This is a genomic window from Streptomyces sp. NPDC002640, from assembly GCF_053592575.1.
Genome location: NZ_JBSFVZ010000018.1, coordinates 1 through 15,231 on the forward strand (window position 1 = coordinate 1; position 15,231 = coordinate 15,231).

General features: G+C 73.9%; 16 protein-coding genes. 4 read left to right on the top strand and 12 right to left on the bottom strand.

What is annotated here, in order from left to right:
• The first annotated feature begins 128 nt into the window (after positions 1–128).
• The 3 genes from ACWD3O_RS22535 (at position 129) to ACWD3O_RS22545 (ending at position 3,531) form a co-directional block, all read left to right on the top strand.
• Complete coding sequence (locus ACWD3O_RS22535; RefSeq protein WP_451417122.1) at positions 129–884, top strand: IclR family transcriptional regulator; 756 nt, start codon at positions 129–131, stop codon at positions 882–884.
• Between the two features lie 90 nt (positions 885–974).
• On the top strand, positions 975–2,147 hold the full coding sequence (locus ACWD3O_RS22540; protein ID WP_451417123.1) for a 4-hydroxybenzoate 3-monooxygenase: 1,173 nt from the start codon (positions 975–977) through the stop codon (positions 2,145–2,147).
• A gap of 208 nt (positions 2,148–2,355) precedes the next feature.
• The gene (locus ACWD3O_RS22545) at positions 2,356–3,531 is read left to right on the top strand and encodes an acyl-CoA dehydrogenase family protein (protein WP_451417124.1); all 1,176 of its coding nucleotides are present in this window, start codon (positions 2,356–2,358) and stop codon (positions 3,529–3,531) included.
• Between the two features lie 97 nt (positions 3,532–3,628).
• Here ACWD3O_RS22545 and ACWD3O_RS22550 read toward each other — a convergent pair whose 3' ends face one another.
• The 9 genes from ACWD3O_RS22550 to ACWD3O_RS22590 form a co-directional block, all read right to left on the bottom strand.
• On the bottom strand, positions 3,629–4,903 hold the full coding sequence (locus tag ACWD3O_RS22550; protein ID WP_451417125.1) for a glucarate dehydratase family protein: 1,275 nt from the start codon (positions 4,901–4,903) through the stop codon (positions 3,629–3,631).
• Positions 4,900–5,874, bottom strand: coding sequence for a 5-dehydro-4-deoxyglucarate dehydratase (locus tag ACWD3O_RS22555; RefSeq protein ID WP_451417126.1), 975 nt, complete (start codon positions 5,872–5,874; stop codon positions 4,900–4,902). The genes ACWD3O_RS22550 and ACWD3O_RS22555 overlap by 4 nt, the downstream gene beginning before the upstream one ends.
• Positions 5,875–6,075: 201 nt before the next feature.
• A complete protein-coding gene (locus ACWD3O_RS22560) occupies positions 6,076–6,249 on the bottom strand; it encodes a hypothetical protein (RefSeq protein WP_451411715.1) in 174 nt (57 codons plus the stop codon).
• Positions 6,250–6,269: 20 nt separating this feature from the next.
• Complete coding sequence (locus tag ACWD3O_RS22565; protein WP_451411714.1) at positions 6,270–6,686, bottom strand: ArsR/SmtB family transcription factor; 417 nt, start codon at positions 6,684–6,686, stop codon at positions 6,270–6,272.
• A 185-nt stretch (positions 6,687–6,871) separates the two neighbouring features.
• Positions 6,872–7,246, bottom strand: a complete 375-nt coding sequence (locus tag ACWD3O_RS22570) for a hypothetical protein (protein ID WP_451411713.1) — start codon at positions 7,244–7,246, stop codon at positions 6,872–6,874.
• 239 nt (positions 7,247–7,485) lie between these two features.
• Positions 7,486–8,016, bottom strand: coding sequence for a hypothetical protein (locus tag ACWD3O_RS22575; protein WP_451417127.1), 531 nt, complete (start codon positions 8,014–8,016; stop codon positions 7,486–7,488).
• A 241-nt stretch (positions 8,017–8,257) separates the two neighbouring features.
• Positions 8,258–8,491, bottom strand: a complete 234-nt coding sequence (locus ACWD3O_RS22580) for a hypothetical protein (RefSeq protein WP_451417128.1) — start codon at positions 8,489–8,491, stop codon at positions 8,258–8,260.
• Positions 8,476–9,162, bottom strand: coding sequence for a hypothetical protein (locus ACWD3O_RS22585; protein ID WP_451417129.1), 687 nt, complete (start codon positions 9,160–9,162; stop codon positions 8,476–8,478). Before ACWD3O_RS22585 ends, ACWD3O_RS22580 begins: the two co-directional genes overlap by 16 nt.
• A gap of 37 nt (positions 9,163–9,199) precedes the next feature.
• Positions 9,200–10,447, bottom strand: a complete 1,248-nt coding sequence (locus ACWD3O_RS22590; RefSeq protein ID WP_451417130.1) for an MFS transporter — start codon at positions 10,445–10,447, stop codon at positions 9,200–9,202.
• A 110-nt stretch (positions 10,448–10,557) separates the two neighbouring features.
• Here ACWD3O_RS22590 and ACWD3O_RS22595 point away from each other — a divergent pair, with 110 nt between their 5' ends.
• The gene (locus ACWD3O_RS22595; protein WP_451417131.1) at positions 10,558–11,706 is read left to right on the top strand and encodes a DUF5937 family protein; all 1,149 of its coding nucleotides are present in this window, start codon (positions 10,558–10,560) and stop codon (positions 11,704–11,706) included.
• A gap of 59 nt (positions 11,707–11,765) precedes the next feature.
• On the opposite strand, the gene ACWD3O_RS22600 is transcribed toward ACWD3O_RS22595, so the two are convergent.
• The 3 genes from ACWD3O_RS22600 to ACWD3O_RS22610 form a co-directional block, all read right to left on the bottom strand.
• The gene (locus ACWD3O_RS22600; protein WP_451417132.1) at positions 11,766–13,349 is read right to left on the bottom strand and encodes a PQQ-dependent sugar dehydrogenase; all 1,584 of its coding nucleotides are present in this window, start codon (positions 13,347–13,349) and stop codon (positions 11,766–11,768) included.
• 273 nt (positions 13,350–13,622) lie between these two features.
• Positions 13,623–14,132, bottom strand: coding sequence for a GNAT family N-acetyltransferase (locus ACWD3O_RS22605; RefSeq protein WP_451417133.1), 510 nt, complete (start codon positions 14,130–14,132; stop codon positions 13,623–13,625).
• A gap of 43 nt (positions 14,133–14,175) precedes the next feature.
• Positions 14,176–15,231: a HEAT repeat domain-containing protein gene (locus tag ACWD3O_RS22610; protein ID WP_451417134.1), complete on the bottom strand. Its 1,056-nt coding sequence runs from the start codon at positions 15,229–15,231 to the stop codon at positions 14,176–14,178.

The window sequence follows — 15,231 nt, forward strand, 5'->3', positions numbered from 1 at the left end:
TATCACATCCCCCCCCTTCTATTCCCCCCCCCCCCCCCCCCCCCCGCCGCCCCCCCCCCCCCCCCGGCCCCCCCCCCCCCCCCGGGGGCCCCCCCCCCCCCCGCCGCGTCTGTGGCACCGTGGGCGCCATGGCGAACTCAGGGTCCGGCGAGACGGTCACCGAGCGGATCGTCCGCGTGCTGGAGACGTTCGACGCCGACCGCACCGTGCAGACGGCGTCGGAGATCGGACGCCGCGCGAACCTGCCGTCGTCCACCGCCCACCGGATGGTGGCCGAACTCGTGCAGTGCGGGCTGCTCGAACGGGACGAGGAGCACCGGGTGCGGCTGGGCATGCGCCTGTGGGAGCTGGCCCTGCGCGGCTCGCACGCGCTGCGGCTGCGCCAGGCGGCGCTGCCGTACATGGAACGGGTGCAGGCGCGGGTGCGGGAGCACACCCAGCTGGCGGTGCTGGAGAACGACGAGACCCTCTTCGTCGAGCGCCTGTCGCACCCGCAGGCGGGGGCGAACATCACCCGGATCGCCGGCCGGCTGCCCCTGCACGCCTCCTCCTCGGGCCTGGTCCTGCTCGCCCACGCCCCGCGGGAGTTGCAGGACCGGGTGCTGGCGGGGCCGCTCGGGCCGGTGTCCCCGGAGACGGTCACCGACCCGGCGCGGCTGCGCCAGGTGCTGGCCGCCGTCCGCCGTGACGGGATCGTGGTGGCGCCGGGCACGATCGAGAGCGTGTCGACGGGTGTGGCGGTCCCGGTGCGCGAGGGGCGCGGCCGGGTGGTGGCCGCGCTGTCGGTCGTCCTGCCCCGTGAGACGCCGACCCGGCCGGTGGTGGACGAGCTGCGCGCCGCCGCCGCGGGCATCTCGGCGGCCCTGGGCGCCCGCCGCCCGTAGACGGATTCCCGTTCAACGGGAAAGCCCGTCGTCAACCCGGTCCCGTCCGCGCCAGACTCCTGCCGTTCCACCCCGGTCGAAGGAGACGTCATGTCCGTACGCACCCGTGTCGCGATCGTCGGCGCAGGCCCCGCCGGCCTGCTGCTGTCCCACCTGCTGGACCGGCACGGCATCGAGTCGGTGGTGATCGACGGCCGCAGCCGCGAGGAGATCGAGACGACGATCCGGGCCGGGATCCTCGAGCAGGGGACCGTCGAGATCCTCGACCGGAGCGGCGCCTCGGACCGCGTGCTGACCGTCGGGCAGAAGCACGAGGGCGTCGAGCTGCGCTTCGACGGCGAGGGCCACCGGATCGACTTCGCCGCGACCGTCGGCCGCGCGGTCTGGCTGTACCCCCAGCACGAGGTGCTCAAGGACCTGGTCGCGGCGCGCCTGGCCGCCGGACAGGACCTGCGGTTCCAGGTGACCGCCGAGCGCGTGGAGGACGCCGGGACCGACCGGCCGCGCGTGATCGCCCGGGACGCCGAGGGCCGCCGGATCGAGATCGAGGCCGACGTGGTGGTGGGCGCGGACGGTTCGCGCGGCGTCACCCGCGAGGCGGTCAACGGCTCGGCGCGCGACGGGCACTACCGGGAGTACCCCTTCGCCTGGTTCGGCATCCTCTGCGAGGCGCCGCCCAGTTCCGAGGAGCTGATCTACAGCAACTCGCCGGAGGGTTTCGCCCTCATCAGCCGGCGCAGCGACGAGGTGCAGCGGATGTACTTCCAGTGCGACCCGGAGACGGATCCGCAGGCGTACTCCGATGAGCGGCTGTGGGAGATCCTGCAGGCGCGGGTCCCGGGCACCACGCTCAAGGAGGGGCCCGTCTTCCAGCGCGACGTCCTGCGTTTCCGCAGCTTCGTGGCGCGGGAACTGCGGCGCGGCCGGGTCGTCCTGGTCGGCGACGCGGCGCACACCGTGCCGCCCACCGGCGCCAAGGGGATGAACCTGGCGGTCGCCGACGTCGTCCTGCTGACCGACGCGCTGCGGGCGTTGCTCCTGGACGGGGACGCGTCCCTGTTCGACGCCTTCCCGGAGACCGCCCTGCAGCGGATCTGGAAGGCGCAGCACTTCTCCTGGTGGATGACGAACATGCTGCACCTGCGGCCGGGGGCCGACGCGTTCGACCGGATGCGGCAGCTGGGCGAACTGCGCACGGTCGTCGGGTCGGCGGCAGGGCACGCCTACCTGGCCGAGGGCTACACGGGCTGGCCGCTCCCGTAACGCTCAGCCGGCCCGCAGCAGGGCCGGTCGGGTGGCCGGGGCGTTGTGGCGGACGGGTGTGCCGGGGCTCGGGTACGCCGCCGGTGACGGCCGTCCGCGGTTCCTGCGGGACCAACTACTTGGATCGACCATCCGTTCCGGGGTTAACTGTGGCCCGCAGGAGCACCCCCTCAGCCGCCCTCGGCGCACGTCCCACGGAGGCCCGGAGATGAAGAGCACGACCGTCCACCCCTTCGACCTGGTCGACGTCGACGGACTGCTGACCGACGAGGAGCGCGAGATCCGGCGGACCGTGCGGACGATGGGCGACCGGGAGTTGCGCCCCCAGGTCGCCGACTGGTTCGAGGAGGGCGCGATCCCCGCGCGCGAACTGGCGCGGGCGCTGGGCAAGTTGGGCGTGCTGGGCATGCACCTGGAGGGCTACGGCTGCGCCGGTGCGGGCGCGGTCTCCTACGGGCTGGCCTGTCTGGAGCTGGAGGCGGTCGACTCCGGTCTGCGCAGCCTGGTCTCGGTCCAGGGGTCGCTGGCGATGTACGCGATCTGGAAGTACGGCTCCGAGGAGCAGAAGCAGCGCTGGCTGCCCGGCATGGCGGCGGGTGAGACCATCGGCTGCTTCGGCCTGACCGAGCCGGACGCCGGCTCCGACCCCGGCGCGATGCGGACCAACGCCCGGCGGGACGGCTCCGACTGGGTCCTCAACGGCACCAAGATGTGGATCACCAACGCCTCGGTGGCCGACGTCGCCGTGGTGTGGGCGCGCACCGAGGAGGGCGTCCGCGGCTTCCTGGTCCCGGCCGGCACGCCCGGCTTCTCGGCACCCGAGATCCGGCGCAAGCTCTCCCTGCGGGCCAGCGTCACCGGCGAGATCGTCCTGGAGGACGTCCGGCTGCCCGCCGAGGCGATGCTGCCGGAGGCCCGTGGCCTGTCCGGCCCGCTGGGCTGCCTGAACGAGGCCCGGTTCGGCATCGTGTTCGGCGCGGTGGGCGCGGCGCGGGACTGCCTGGAGACCGCGCTCTCCTACGTGGCGGACCGCTCGGTCTTCGGCCGCCCCCTCGCCTCCTACCAGCTGACCCAGCAGAAGCTGGCCGACATGGCGCTGGAGCTCGACAAGGCGATGCTGCTGGCGCTGCGCCTCGGCCGCCTGAAGGAGGACGGGCGCCTGTCGCCGGAGCAGGTCAGCGTGGGCAAGCTGAACAACGTGCGCGAGGCCATCGCGATCGCCCGCGAGTGCCGCACCCTGCTCGGCGCCAACGGCGTCACCCTGGAGTACCCGGTGCTCCGCCACGCCAACAACCTGGAGTCGGTGCTGACGTACGAGGGCACCAGCGAGGTCCACTCCCTGGTCATCGGCAAGGCCCTCACCGGCGAGGCCGCGTTCCGCTGAGCCCTGACGGGCGCGGGCGGCCCCGTCCGCACCGGCGGGCGGGGCCGCGCCGTTCGGCGTGCGGTCCGCCGAGGCGCCGGTGCGGCGCCGTCCCGGTTCACCAGCGGGGCGTCCTCTTCTCGTAGGAGGGGTCGATCCGCCGCATGTAGCCGGTGTCGTCGCGGTCGCGCAGCCCGCAGGCGAGGTACTGCTCGTGCAGGCGGGCCAGCGCGTCGCGGTCCAGTTCCACACCCAGCCCCGGGCCGGTGGGCACGGCCACCGCGCCGTCCCGGAAGGCGAGCACGCCGGGGGCGACGACGTCCTCGTCCTCGTCCTTCCACGGCCAGTGCGTGTCGCAGGCGTAGGTCAGGTTCGGGGTGGCGGCCGCCAGGTGGGTCATGGCGGCGAGGCTGATCCCGAGGTGCGAGTTGGAGTGCATGGACAGGCCCAGGCCGAAGGTGTCGCAGATCCCGGCGAGGACGCCGGAGCGCCGCAGACCGCCCCAGTAGTGGTGGTCGGAGAGGACGACCTGCACGGCGCCCCGGGCCACCGCGGGGGCCACCTCGTCGAAGGAGACCACGCACATGTTGGTGGCCAGCGGCATCGAGGCCTCACGGGCGACCGCCGCCATGCCGTCCTGGCCGGGCGTGGGGTCCTCCAGGTACTCCAGGACGCCGTCGAGTTCACGCGCGACCCGCAGCGAGGTCTCCACCGTCCAGGCGCAGTTGGGGTCGATCCGCAGCGGAACTCCGGGGAAGGCGTCGCGCAGGGCGTGGACGGTCGCGATCTCCTCGTCGGGCGGGAGGACGCCGCCCTTGAGCTTGAGGGCGCCGAAGCCGTAGTCGTCGAGCATGCGACGGGCCTGGGCGACGATGCCGTCGGCGTCGAGGGCCTCGCCCCAGTCGTCGGGCTCGGCGCCCGGGTGGGCGGCCCACTTGTAGAAGAGGTAGGCGCTGAACGGCACGCGCTCCCGGACCGCTCCGCCCAGCAGGTCGCTGACCGGCCGGCCGGCGGCCTTGCCCTGGATGTCCAGGCAGGCGACCTCGAAGGGGGAGAACACCCGGTCGACGGTGCTGCTGGTGGTGATCATGCCGGTGAGTCCGTGGCCGTCGCTGCCGGTGTCGCCGCCCAGCGCGCGGGCGACGGCGTCCCGCATCCGGCCGAGGTGGTGGACGTCCTGTCCGGTCAGGGCGTCGGCCGCGGTGCACAGGCGGCGGAGGTGGCCGGAGTCGGCGTAGGTCTCGCCGAGGCCGGTGATCCCCTGGTCGGTGTGCACCTCGAGGACGGCGCGCAGGGCGTAGGGCTCGTGGACGCCGACGGCGTTCAGCAGCGGCGGGTCGCGGAAGGCGACGGGGGTGACGGTGACCGAGGTGATCCGTATCGCGTCGCTCATCGGGCGGCCTCCTCGCCGTCGCGGCCGACGACGGCGAGCCCCGCGTCGACGATGCGGCGCAGCCGTTCGAGGTGCTGGGGCGACGGGTCGGTGAGCGGCGGCCGGACGCCTCCGACGTCGTGGCCGCGCACGGCCATGCCCGCCTTGACCAGGGAGACGGCGTAGCCGGGAACCTCGTCGCGCAGGGCCACCAGCGGGTGGAAGAAGTCGCGCAGGAGGAGGTCCACGGTGTCCTGGTCGCCGGTGGTGACCGCCCGGTGGAAGGCCAGCGAGACCTCCGGCGCGAAGCAGAAGACGGCGGAGGAGTACAGCTCGACGCCGATGCCCCGGTAGGCGGGGACGGTCGTCTCGGCGGTGGGCAGGCCGTTGAAGAACTGGAAGTCCTTGTCGCGCCCGGACAGCGCCGAGCGGACCGCCGAGACCGTGCGGGAGAGCCGGTCCAGATCGCCGACGCCGTCCTTGAAGCCGACGACCTTGTCCATCGACGCCACCTCGGCCGCGGCCTCCGGGGTGAAACGGGCGTTGGAGCGGTTGTAGACGATCACCGGCAGGTCGCTCGCGGCGACGACCTGCCGCGTGTAGGCGATCAGTCCGGCGGCCGGGGCCTCGACCAGGTACGGCGGGAGCAGCAGCAGGCCGTCGGCGCCCGCCTCCTGGGCGATGCGGGAGTAGCTGCGGGCCAGGGACACCGGGCCGCCGGTGCCGGCGAAGACCGGGACCCGGCCTGCCGTCGCCTCGACGGCGGTGCGGACGACCTGGCCGTACTCCTCCGGGTCCAGGGTGTGGAACTCGCCCGTGCCGCACGCGGCGAAGACGCCGCCGGGCCCGAAGTCCAGCCCCCGTCCCACGTGGTCGGCGAGCGCCGTCGTGTCGATGTGTCCGGCGCCCGTGAAGGGGGTGACCGGGAAGAACAGTACGCCGTCGAGCTTCGGCACCTCAGGGCTCCCGTTGTCTACATATGTGGACGCCATTCTCATGTGCGAACCGCGCCTGCACTGTAGGACTCCGCCTGACGGCCGGTCAAGACACCGGCCGGCCCGCGAGGGGCGCGGAGGGGCCCGGCCCCCGCCCGCGACAGGGGCCGCACATGACGGACGACCCCGGATGCGGGGTCCGCATCCGGGGTCGTCCGTCGTCCGTGGTCCGCACCACTTGGGTGCTGCGGCCTCCGGTCAGCGCTTGAAGGCGTCCTTGCCCTTCTCCTTGGTGCCGCGGGCGTGTCCGCGGCCTTCCAGGGCGCCACCCTTGGCGGCGGTGGTGTCGTCACCCGCGCTGTGGGCGCCCTTGCGGATCAGCTTGCCCGCGATCTGCTCGGCCTTGGCCTTGGCCTTCTCTCCGGCACTCATGGCACTCCCTTCGTAGGCGGTCACTCTTCGCCTGCCCCCGACCGGCCGACGGAAACGGGGGCGCACGTCGGGCCCTGCCCGGACACCGCGGTGACCGGCGGCGGGGAGGCGTCGTTCTCGCGCAGTTCCGCCAGGAGCTCGTTCCGTCCCGCCAGGAGCTCGGTCAGGATGCGGCGGGCGGCGCGCAGCAGCTCCGCCACGTCGCCCCCGGCGAGGGCGTAGCTGACCGTGGAGCCCTCCCGGATGGAGACCACGATGCCCGCGCGCCGGAGAACGGCGAGCTGCTGCGACAGGCTGGACGGCTCGATCTCGATGTCGGCGAGCAGGTCCCGGACCGGGACGGGTCCGTGCTGCAGCAGTTCCAGGACCCTGATGCGTGCCGGATGCCCCAGCATGCGAAAGAACTCTGCCTTGGCTTGGTAGAGGGGCAGTTGCATGGCGGTCTTCCTGCCGGTCGGGTGGCTGGCCCCCAGGGCGCGGCGCTCCCCCACCGCGCCCTGGGCTCTTCTCCGGTCATCTTGTCGGCCCGGACAGCGCACGTTCACAGGTTGGAATGATCTCCATGTGATGACTTGAAGAAGTCTGCAAGTCATGGGCATGCGTCTGCCTGGTCACGGAGCGGTCAGACGTCCAGCTGCGCTTCGACCCGCTTGAGCACGTGGCGGGCCATGGCCAGGTTGGAGCGGTCCTTGTCCAGCACCAGGTAGAGGAACAGGCCGTTGCCGTTCCGCCCCGTCACCAGCCTGATGAGGTGGTACTGGGTGCCCAGCGTGATCAGGATGTCCTCGATCTGGCTCTTGAGGCCGAGGTGCTCCATGGTGCGGACCTTGGCGCGGATGACGTCCGTGTTGCCGGCCGCCGCGACGGTCAGGTCCAGGTCCTTGCCGCCGCCGAGGCTGCCCAGCGCCATGCCGCTGGTGTAGTCGACGACGGCCGCCCCGAGCGAGCCCTCGATCTCGGTCATCAGTTCCTTGAGTGCAACTTCCACGCTCGCCATGCGGAGCCTCCGTTGGTTGTCGGCTGGTTGTCGGCGGAACGACCCCGGTTCCGGGCCCTCCTGCGACCGCAACGTACGCGGATCGATCCGACCCGGAGAAAGGTTGATCAGGAGTGACAGATGTTGACCGCGTGACTGTCAGAACACGGCGGACCGGTCATGAGAAATGATCAGCCTATCGACTCTTCCGGCCCCTCCGGCCCCGCGGCCCTTCCGACCCCTCCGGTCCCCCGCCGCCCTCAGCCCGCCGCGCGCAGCTCCGCGCGGTCGGTGAGCGTGGCCGCCAGGTCGAGCAGCGCGGCGAAGTCCTCCGGCCGCAGACCCACCCGTGGATCGACGTGGTGCAGGGCCGTGGGCGCGGGGTTGTGGGCGTCGACGTAGAGGTCGTCCAGGACGCTCAGTTCGTCGTCGACCCAGATGAACGGGCGGCCCGCGGCGTGCTCCACCACGGCGGCGGTCTTCCAGTGCACGCCGTCGGGGCGCTCCCGGCACAGGTCCGCGCCGAAGTCCACGTGGTCGAGGTCCGGGAGGCCGAGCACCCGGCCGATGTGACGGTTGGCCTCGGACATCCACGCGGTGGCCCAGCAGATGTCGAAGCCGAGACGGAGCAGGGCCGGGCCGTGGGCCGGATTCAGCCAGAGCCGCCAGGGGCGGACCGGGAGGGTGGCGGGGACGGGCCGGGTCCGGTAGCCGGGAAGGGGGTTGGGCCGCGCCGCGGCATACGGGTTGAGCGGTCCGTCGACATCGAGAAAGAGCAGCGGACGGCTCATGGTTCCCCCTCGTGTTGGCGTGCGCCACCAGACTCCCCCGAGGCCGCCGGCGGGGGCATGAGTACCCGTACTCAAACACGGCCCGCGCCTTCCCCGGCGGGGAACGCGGCGGCCCGGCGGGCGGCCCGACCGCGGCCCAGGCACGGCCCGACCCCGGCCCGACCCCGGCCCGATCGCGGCCCGATCGCGGTCAACGCGGCCCAGTGCGGCCCGACATGGCCCAGTGCGGCCCGATCGCCGCTCAGGAGCAGTCGAAGCGGTGCTCGACCGGGCGGTCGGGGCAGGTCCGGCACTCGAAGAGGTACACGCCGCCCGCGTCGCCCAGCATCAGCCCGGCCGGTTCCCGGACGGCCTTCGCCGACGCGTCGTCGAAGTCCTCCCGTCCGCCCTCGGCCGCGGCCTGGTCCTCGACCGGTGTCCAGCTGCTCCATGTCCCGTCGTACTCCCAGCTGGCGACCGTCAGCAGGTGCTCCATGGGGCCGCCGCAGGCGGCGCAGCCGGGCCACTGCGGGCTCTGGGTCCAGCCCGGGTACCCGCCCAGCTTGGTACCGGGTGCCGAGAGGCCAGGTCGGTCTCGTAGTCCCACCCGGTCCCCTCCCCGAGCCGCTGGAGGCGCTCCCCGAGGGCGTCCCGCAGCTCCTTGGGGAGATCGGCGCCGGGGTACTCGGTCACCCGCTCCGGATGCAGTACGCACGGCCGCGGCAGGTACTCCTCGATCGCGTCGGCCGGCGCCGGCGGGGTGGGCCGGACCTCGCCGACCGCCTCCGCCGCCCGCCACCGCACCACGGGGTGGGGGCAGTCCTGCGGGTCGTGGTCGAACGGGCACCACAGCACCTGCAGCAGGTCGCACCCGTCCGGGAAGGGGGTGCCGGGAGCCTCCGCCCGGTGGATCTGCAGCAGGGGCACGAGCGGCACGCCGGCCTCGGCCGGCACGCCCTGCCCCAGGTCGGCATGTGCCTCGGCGTCCCCGCAGACCGGCCAGTCCTCCTCCGCCGGCCACAGCAGCGGCCCGCCCAGCGAACTGTCCCGGTACGACGGCTCCCCGGCCCGCGGATGCAGCCGCAGCGCCTCCCGCCGGTGGGGCGCGAGCTCCGGGAAGTACGCCTCGACGTCGAGGGGCCGGGGCGGGGTGTGCCGGGTGGTCATGGACGCCTCCGGGGCGGTTCGCGGGACGACCCGTACCTTACGGCCGGGGTCGGACACCGCCCGGACCGGAGCGGGGGCCGTGGTCCTTCTCCGCCGCGACGGCGCCGGCGGAGACCAGGGTCGCGGCGGCGAGGGTGCCCCAGAGGGCGGCCGGTCCCCGCGGAGCGAGCAGGGTGATGACCGCGGGCGAGACCGCGAGACCGAGGCCCGTGGAGACCTCGAAGCGGGCCAGCACACGGCCCAGGCGGCGGGGCGGCGCCAGATGGGTGACCAGCGCGGTGGCGCTGCCCGTGTAGACGATCTCGCCGAACGTGCACACCACGGACACCGCGGCGACGGCAGGGGCCGCCCGGCTGCCGCCCAGCGACGCGGCGGCCAGGAACCCGAGGTAGGACAGGGCCAGCACCACGCCGGCCGAGGCGAGCACGCTCCGCCGGGGAAAGCGGGAGAGCAGGACGGTGACCGGCACCTGAAGGGTGACGACCAGCACCGTGTTGGCGACGAAGACCGCCGCCGACCAGGCCGGTGAGGCGTCCAGCTGGGTCACCAGCACCAGCGGTAGCGCGATCTCGGGGACGTTGAGGCAGAACACGTAGACGACGTTGGCCGCCAGCAGCGCGGGCATCGGCGGCACGGGACCGTCGTCCCTGCCCGAGGGGGCCGCGGCGGGGCTCACCCGCAGGCGTACCGACCGCACCAGTACCGCCGCCACCAGGCAGGCCAGTCCGGTGGCCGCCGCCAGGGCCCGCATCGCCCCGGCGCCGCCCGCGAGGCAGACGGTGGCGATCAGCGCGCCCGCCCCCATGCCGGCGTTGCGCAGGGTGCGGCCCGCCGCCAGGGCGGTGTCGCGCTCCCGGCCGTGGGCGAGCGTGGCCACCACGGCGGCGTGGGCGGCGGGCCACGCCTGGTTGCCGATGCCGTGCAGCAGTACGGCGAGGGCGAACATCCGAAGGTTCCCGGCCGGGGCGGCCAGCAGGACGGCCACCCCCGCCGCCCGCACCAGCATCGACGCCGCCACGACCGCGCTGCGGGCGCCCCGGTCCAGCCACCGGCCCACGACGGGCATGCACACCAGGCTCAGGACGACGGCGACGGTCATGGCGACGCCGGTGACCGGGGCGGAGAGCCGCAGCACGGTGACGCCGTAGAGCAGCAGGAAGGGCCGCAGCATGCCGGCTCCCAGGGCGTCCACGGCCAGGGCCACGGCGTAGCGGGGGCCGCCGGACGCGCGGACGAGATCACGGGTCCGGGTCGTGAGGGTGGTGGAGGGCATGGTAGAGGTCATGGCTTCACGCTCGCCGCGAGGGGGCACGCGGAGCACGCCGCTTGACGATCACCGTCAAGCGATTCCACCGATGCCCGTCCGCGCGCCAGGATGCCGCGGATGATGGGCGGGTGACGCTGAGGATCGACATCACCGGCCTGCCGCCCGGGCGGATCCGCTTCGCCGCCTCGCCGCTGGCCGAACTGACCGCCATGCTGCACGTGCTGGCGGAACCCGGGCACCACCCCGCGTTCGCCGCCTGGGCCGCGGAGGTCCGGGCGGGGCTGCGGCCGGAGCTGGCCGAACGCCTGCGCGAGGCCGAGCCCCTCTGGCGCTCCTCCCAGGCCGACTTCCTGCTTCCCGCCCGGCCGCGGCCCCGCCTCGCCGAGGAACTCGACGACGTGGACCGGATCGACGACGCCGCCTACGCGACCGCCGCGCTGGTGACGACCTGCGGCGGCAACCGGGACCCTCTCGACGCTCCCTCGCCGCTCGGCGACCCCGCCGCCCGCGCCCGGGCCCTGCGTCTGGCCGAGGCCCGCGGACCCGGCCGGGCGGCCTTCGCACGGCAGTTGCTCACGGACCCCGCCGCGGCGCGCGCCCGGGTACGCGGGACCCTCGAGCAGTGCGCCGAGGCCTTCTTCGACGCCGCCTGGCGGGAGGTGGTGGCGCGGCTCGCCGGGGATCTGCGCGTCAAGAACGACCTGCTGCGGCGTCAGGGCCTCGCCGCGGCGCTGGCCTCCGTCTCCGCTGCCCTCACCCTCACCCCGGCCGGTGACTGCGTGGTGGTGGACAAGCTGCAGGACAGGGCGACCACCGCCCGCGGCAGCGGCGTCACCTTCATCCCCAGCGTGTTCTCCCGCCCGCATCTCGTCGCGGTCCACACATCCGGCTGGCGGCCGGTGGTGCAGTACCCCGTCGCCGAGCCGGGTCCGCCGGAACACCGGGGCGCCTCGGCGCAGGCGTCGCCGGACACGGCGCTGCGGGGCGCGACGTCACCGGGGACGGTGACGCTCGAGACCGTCACGCTCCGGCTGGAGGCGCTCGCCCACCCGGTCCGTCTGCGGCTCCTGCGCACCCTGGCGCGCGGCCCGCACACCACCGGGGAGCTGGCCCACACCTGGGAGCTGTCCCTGCCGGAGGTCTCCCGGCACCTCGCCGTGCTCCGGCGCGCCGGCCTGCTCACGGCGCGGCGGCACGGCCGCCACGTCCGCCACACCCTCGACGTCACCGCGGTGACCTCGGTGGGGTCCGACCTGGTGGCGGCCGTGCTGCGCTGACGCCGAAGGGCCGGTCCAGGGCGGGTGTCCGCCGTGGACCGGCCCGGGCGCACGGGCTGTCAGCCGCTGCCGGTGCGGGCGCAGGCCGCCTCGTTGAGGGTGAAGCGACCCGGTGCGGAGGTGTCACCGGTGTGGGTGACGAGGTAGCCGAGGGTGACGGAACCGCCCGGCGGGATCACCGCGTTGTGGTCGGAGTCGGACGCCGTGTGGATGTCGCCGAGGCGGGTCAGGTCGGTGTTCCAGTCGGAGGTGACGGTCTGCCCGTAGGGCAGCGGGAACATCAGCGACCAGCCGTTCACGGGGGTGGTGCCCGTGTTGGTGACGGTGAGGTCGACCGTCATGCCGGTGCCCCAGGCGGTCTTCTTCACGTCGACCTTGCAGGTCGGCGTGGTACGTGCGAAGGACACCTTGTGGAGGCCCCCCGGCAGGTCGTTGACGACGTAGAACTCGCCTTCCTGGGTGGTGCCGACGGCCGTCACCTGGGTGGGCAGGTCACCGATGTCGGCCTGGCGGAAGCCGCCGTTGCCGTCGGGGCGCAGCGCCCAGACCTGGGACGAGCAGTAGTCGGTGGCGATGTAGGCGCCGCCGACCAGGTCGGCGAACTGCTTGCCGCGGTAGACCTGCCCGCCGATGACCGCGCAGTTGCCGTTGTAGGGCGAGTAGTAGAAGTCCTGCGGGGTGTAGCGGGCGCCGGAGGCGCACTGGGTCTCGTCGAAGACCTGCGGGCCCTCGTAGCAGGACCAGCCGAGGTTCGCGCCCGCCTGCTCCGCGCGCGTCAGGTGGGTGATCTCCTCCCACCGGCCCTGGCCGACGTCGGCCACCCACATCGACCCGTCGGCCGGGTCGAAGGAGAACTTCCACGGGTTGCGGGTGCCCCAGAGCCAGATCTCGCCCCGGGCACCGGCGGTGCCGGCGAACGGGTTGTCGGCCGGGATGCAGTACGGGAGCGAGCCGCAACTGCGGCTGACGTCGAGGCGGAGGATCTTGCCCAGCAGGGTGTCCTTGCGCTGGCCGGTGTCGAACGGGTCGCCGGACCCGCCCCCGTCGCCGATGGCCATGTACAGCTTGCCGTCGGGGCCGAAGGCGAGCTGGCCGCCGTTGTGGTTGCTGTAGTCGGCGTGCGGCTGCTGCAGGAGCACCTCCAGCTTCGCGTCGGCGAGGCTGTAGCGGGCCAGGGTGACCGCGCCGTCGGGCAGCGCCGTGTAGGCGAGGTAGAGCTTCTGGCTCTGGTTGAAGTCGGGCGGCAGCGCGATGCCGAGCAGGCCCCGCTCGTTGCCCGACTCGTCGACCTTGTCGACGATGTCCAGCAGCGGGGTGGCGGAGAGGCCGGTGTCCGGCTGGTAGACGCGGACCCGACCGGACTTCTCGGTGATGAACAGCCGCTTGGTGCCGTCGCTCGGCGCGACGAGGGCGGTGGGGCGGCGCAGGCCGAAGGCGACCTGGGTGGCGGTGGCGGTGACCTCCTCCAGCGGCGGCACCGCCGCGGCGGTGGCCCGCGTCTCCATGGCCTGCGCGGACTGCGGGGCCTCGGCGGACTGCGGGGCCTCGGCGGAGGCGGCGGGGAGGGACAGCGGACCGGTCACGGCGAGCGGGAGGGCGAGCAGCAGACCGATCCAGCGGCGCGGTAATCGTCTTCTCAACATGGACGGCTCCAGTCAGTCAACGGCGGACGGGCGGCGCGGCGCGGACCCGCCCCGCGGCGGGCCTCTGTCACACCGGTACTACGAATGTGCCCCGCCGGGACGCTAGTGCCTCTCCCGCCCCGATACCAGGCCGCCTACGCGTCGATGTCCACGCACTGCGGGCCCGCGCGTGCACGTTCCTGTCCGGCGGATCACGCCGTTCCCGCCGCCGGGTGCGTCGCGCACGCCGCTCGGACGGGACCATGGGCCCCGCCCGCTCGTACCCCCGCGGCGCTACCGGCCGGCCTGTCGGCGGGTCAGCACCTTCGTGACCGTGCCGTCGTCCTCGGTCACGTCCCGGACGTGCTCGAAGCCGAGCCTCGTCAGCACGGCCGTGGAGGCGGTGTTCGGCGCCGCGACGGTGGCGTGGACCTCCGCCAGGCCGAGCGTGCCGAAGCCGTGGGCGACGATCGCCTCGGCCAGTTCCGTGCCGAGGCCCTCTCCCCAACGCTTCGGGGCGAGAGCGTAGATGATCTCATGGCCGCCCACCTGTTCGGTCGGCTTGATCTCCGCGTGACCGATCAGCCGGCCGTCCTGCCGCACGGCCCAGACGTCGAAGAGTTCCCGCGCGTAGACCTTGGTGAAGACGCGTCCGAACATCGCGCGGTAGTCGGCCTCGGGGGCCGGGCCGTCGCCCATCCACCGGGAGACCCGTGGATCGAGGAACAGGGCGACGAAGTCGTCCTCGTCCTCGGGGCGGTACGGCTCCAACTGCAGGCGCTCGGTGCGCAGGTTCGGGGTCACGGCGGCGAAGCTAGCCGGTGCCCGATGCCCGGGCAAACCACTTTCACCTGCCCGGACGCGGCGTGGGCGGCTCCGGGTCGCCTTCCGCGGCGGGCCGTTCGGGCCCCCGCAGCCGCAGCAGGTACGTCGCGGTCAGCGCCACGGCGCGGTCGGCGTCCTGCGACAGGTCCGCGAGGGCGTCCGTGGCCCTCGGCCCGGGCAGGCCGGCCAGTGCCTGGGTCAGCCGTCCGCGGGCGGGCGCGCCGGTGGTGGCGTCGGCGAGGCGACCGAGGAGCATCGCCGCGATCCGGTCCGCGGTCGCCGCGTCGGCCGCCAGCGCGCCCAGCGCGTCCGCCGCGTCCGTGTCGTTCCGGCCGTCGACGATCATGTCCACCAGCGTCGGCACTGCGGCGGTGCCGCCACGGGTTCCGAGCGCGAGGGCGGCGTGCCGGCGGACCGTGTCGTCGGGGCTCCGCAGGGCGTCCCGCAGGAATGTGGCGGCTTCGCCGTCCTCGCTCTCCGCGAGGGCCAGGACGGCACGTTCCCGCACCGCGGGCACCGGCGAGCCGAGACCTTCGGCCAGCAGCGCCGCGACGCCCGCCCCCGACCGCGCCAGTGCCCAGCGGAGGGCTCCGGCGACGTTCGGGTCCGTCTCGCCGAGCGCCGCTTCGACCAGGGCGTCCACCGGCACCGGCGCCGCGTCGCCCGAGGAGAGCGCGGCGCGCTGGCGCGTGTCGGGGCTCTGCGAGCCGAGGGCCTGCAGGAGCGCGACGACCTGGAGCACGTCCTCCCAGCCGGCGGGGTCCGTGGCGTCGATCCGCCGCAGCCGGGTGAGGAGTTCGGTCTCGGCGGCGATGCGTTCCCGCGTCCGGCGGACGAGGTCGTCGACCAGCGCGGAGGGCGTGAACCCGGGGTCGTCGAAGACGCGCCCGATCTCCCGCAGCGACAGGCCCAGCGACCTCAGGCTCTCGATCTGGAAGATCCGCTGGATGTCCTGCGCGTCGTACTCCCGGTAGCCGGAGCCGGTGCGGCCCGAGGGGCGCACCAGCCCCAGCGACTCGTAGTGCCGGAGCATGCGGGCACTGACCCCGGACCGTCTCGCCACCTCGCCGATCAGCAC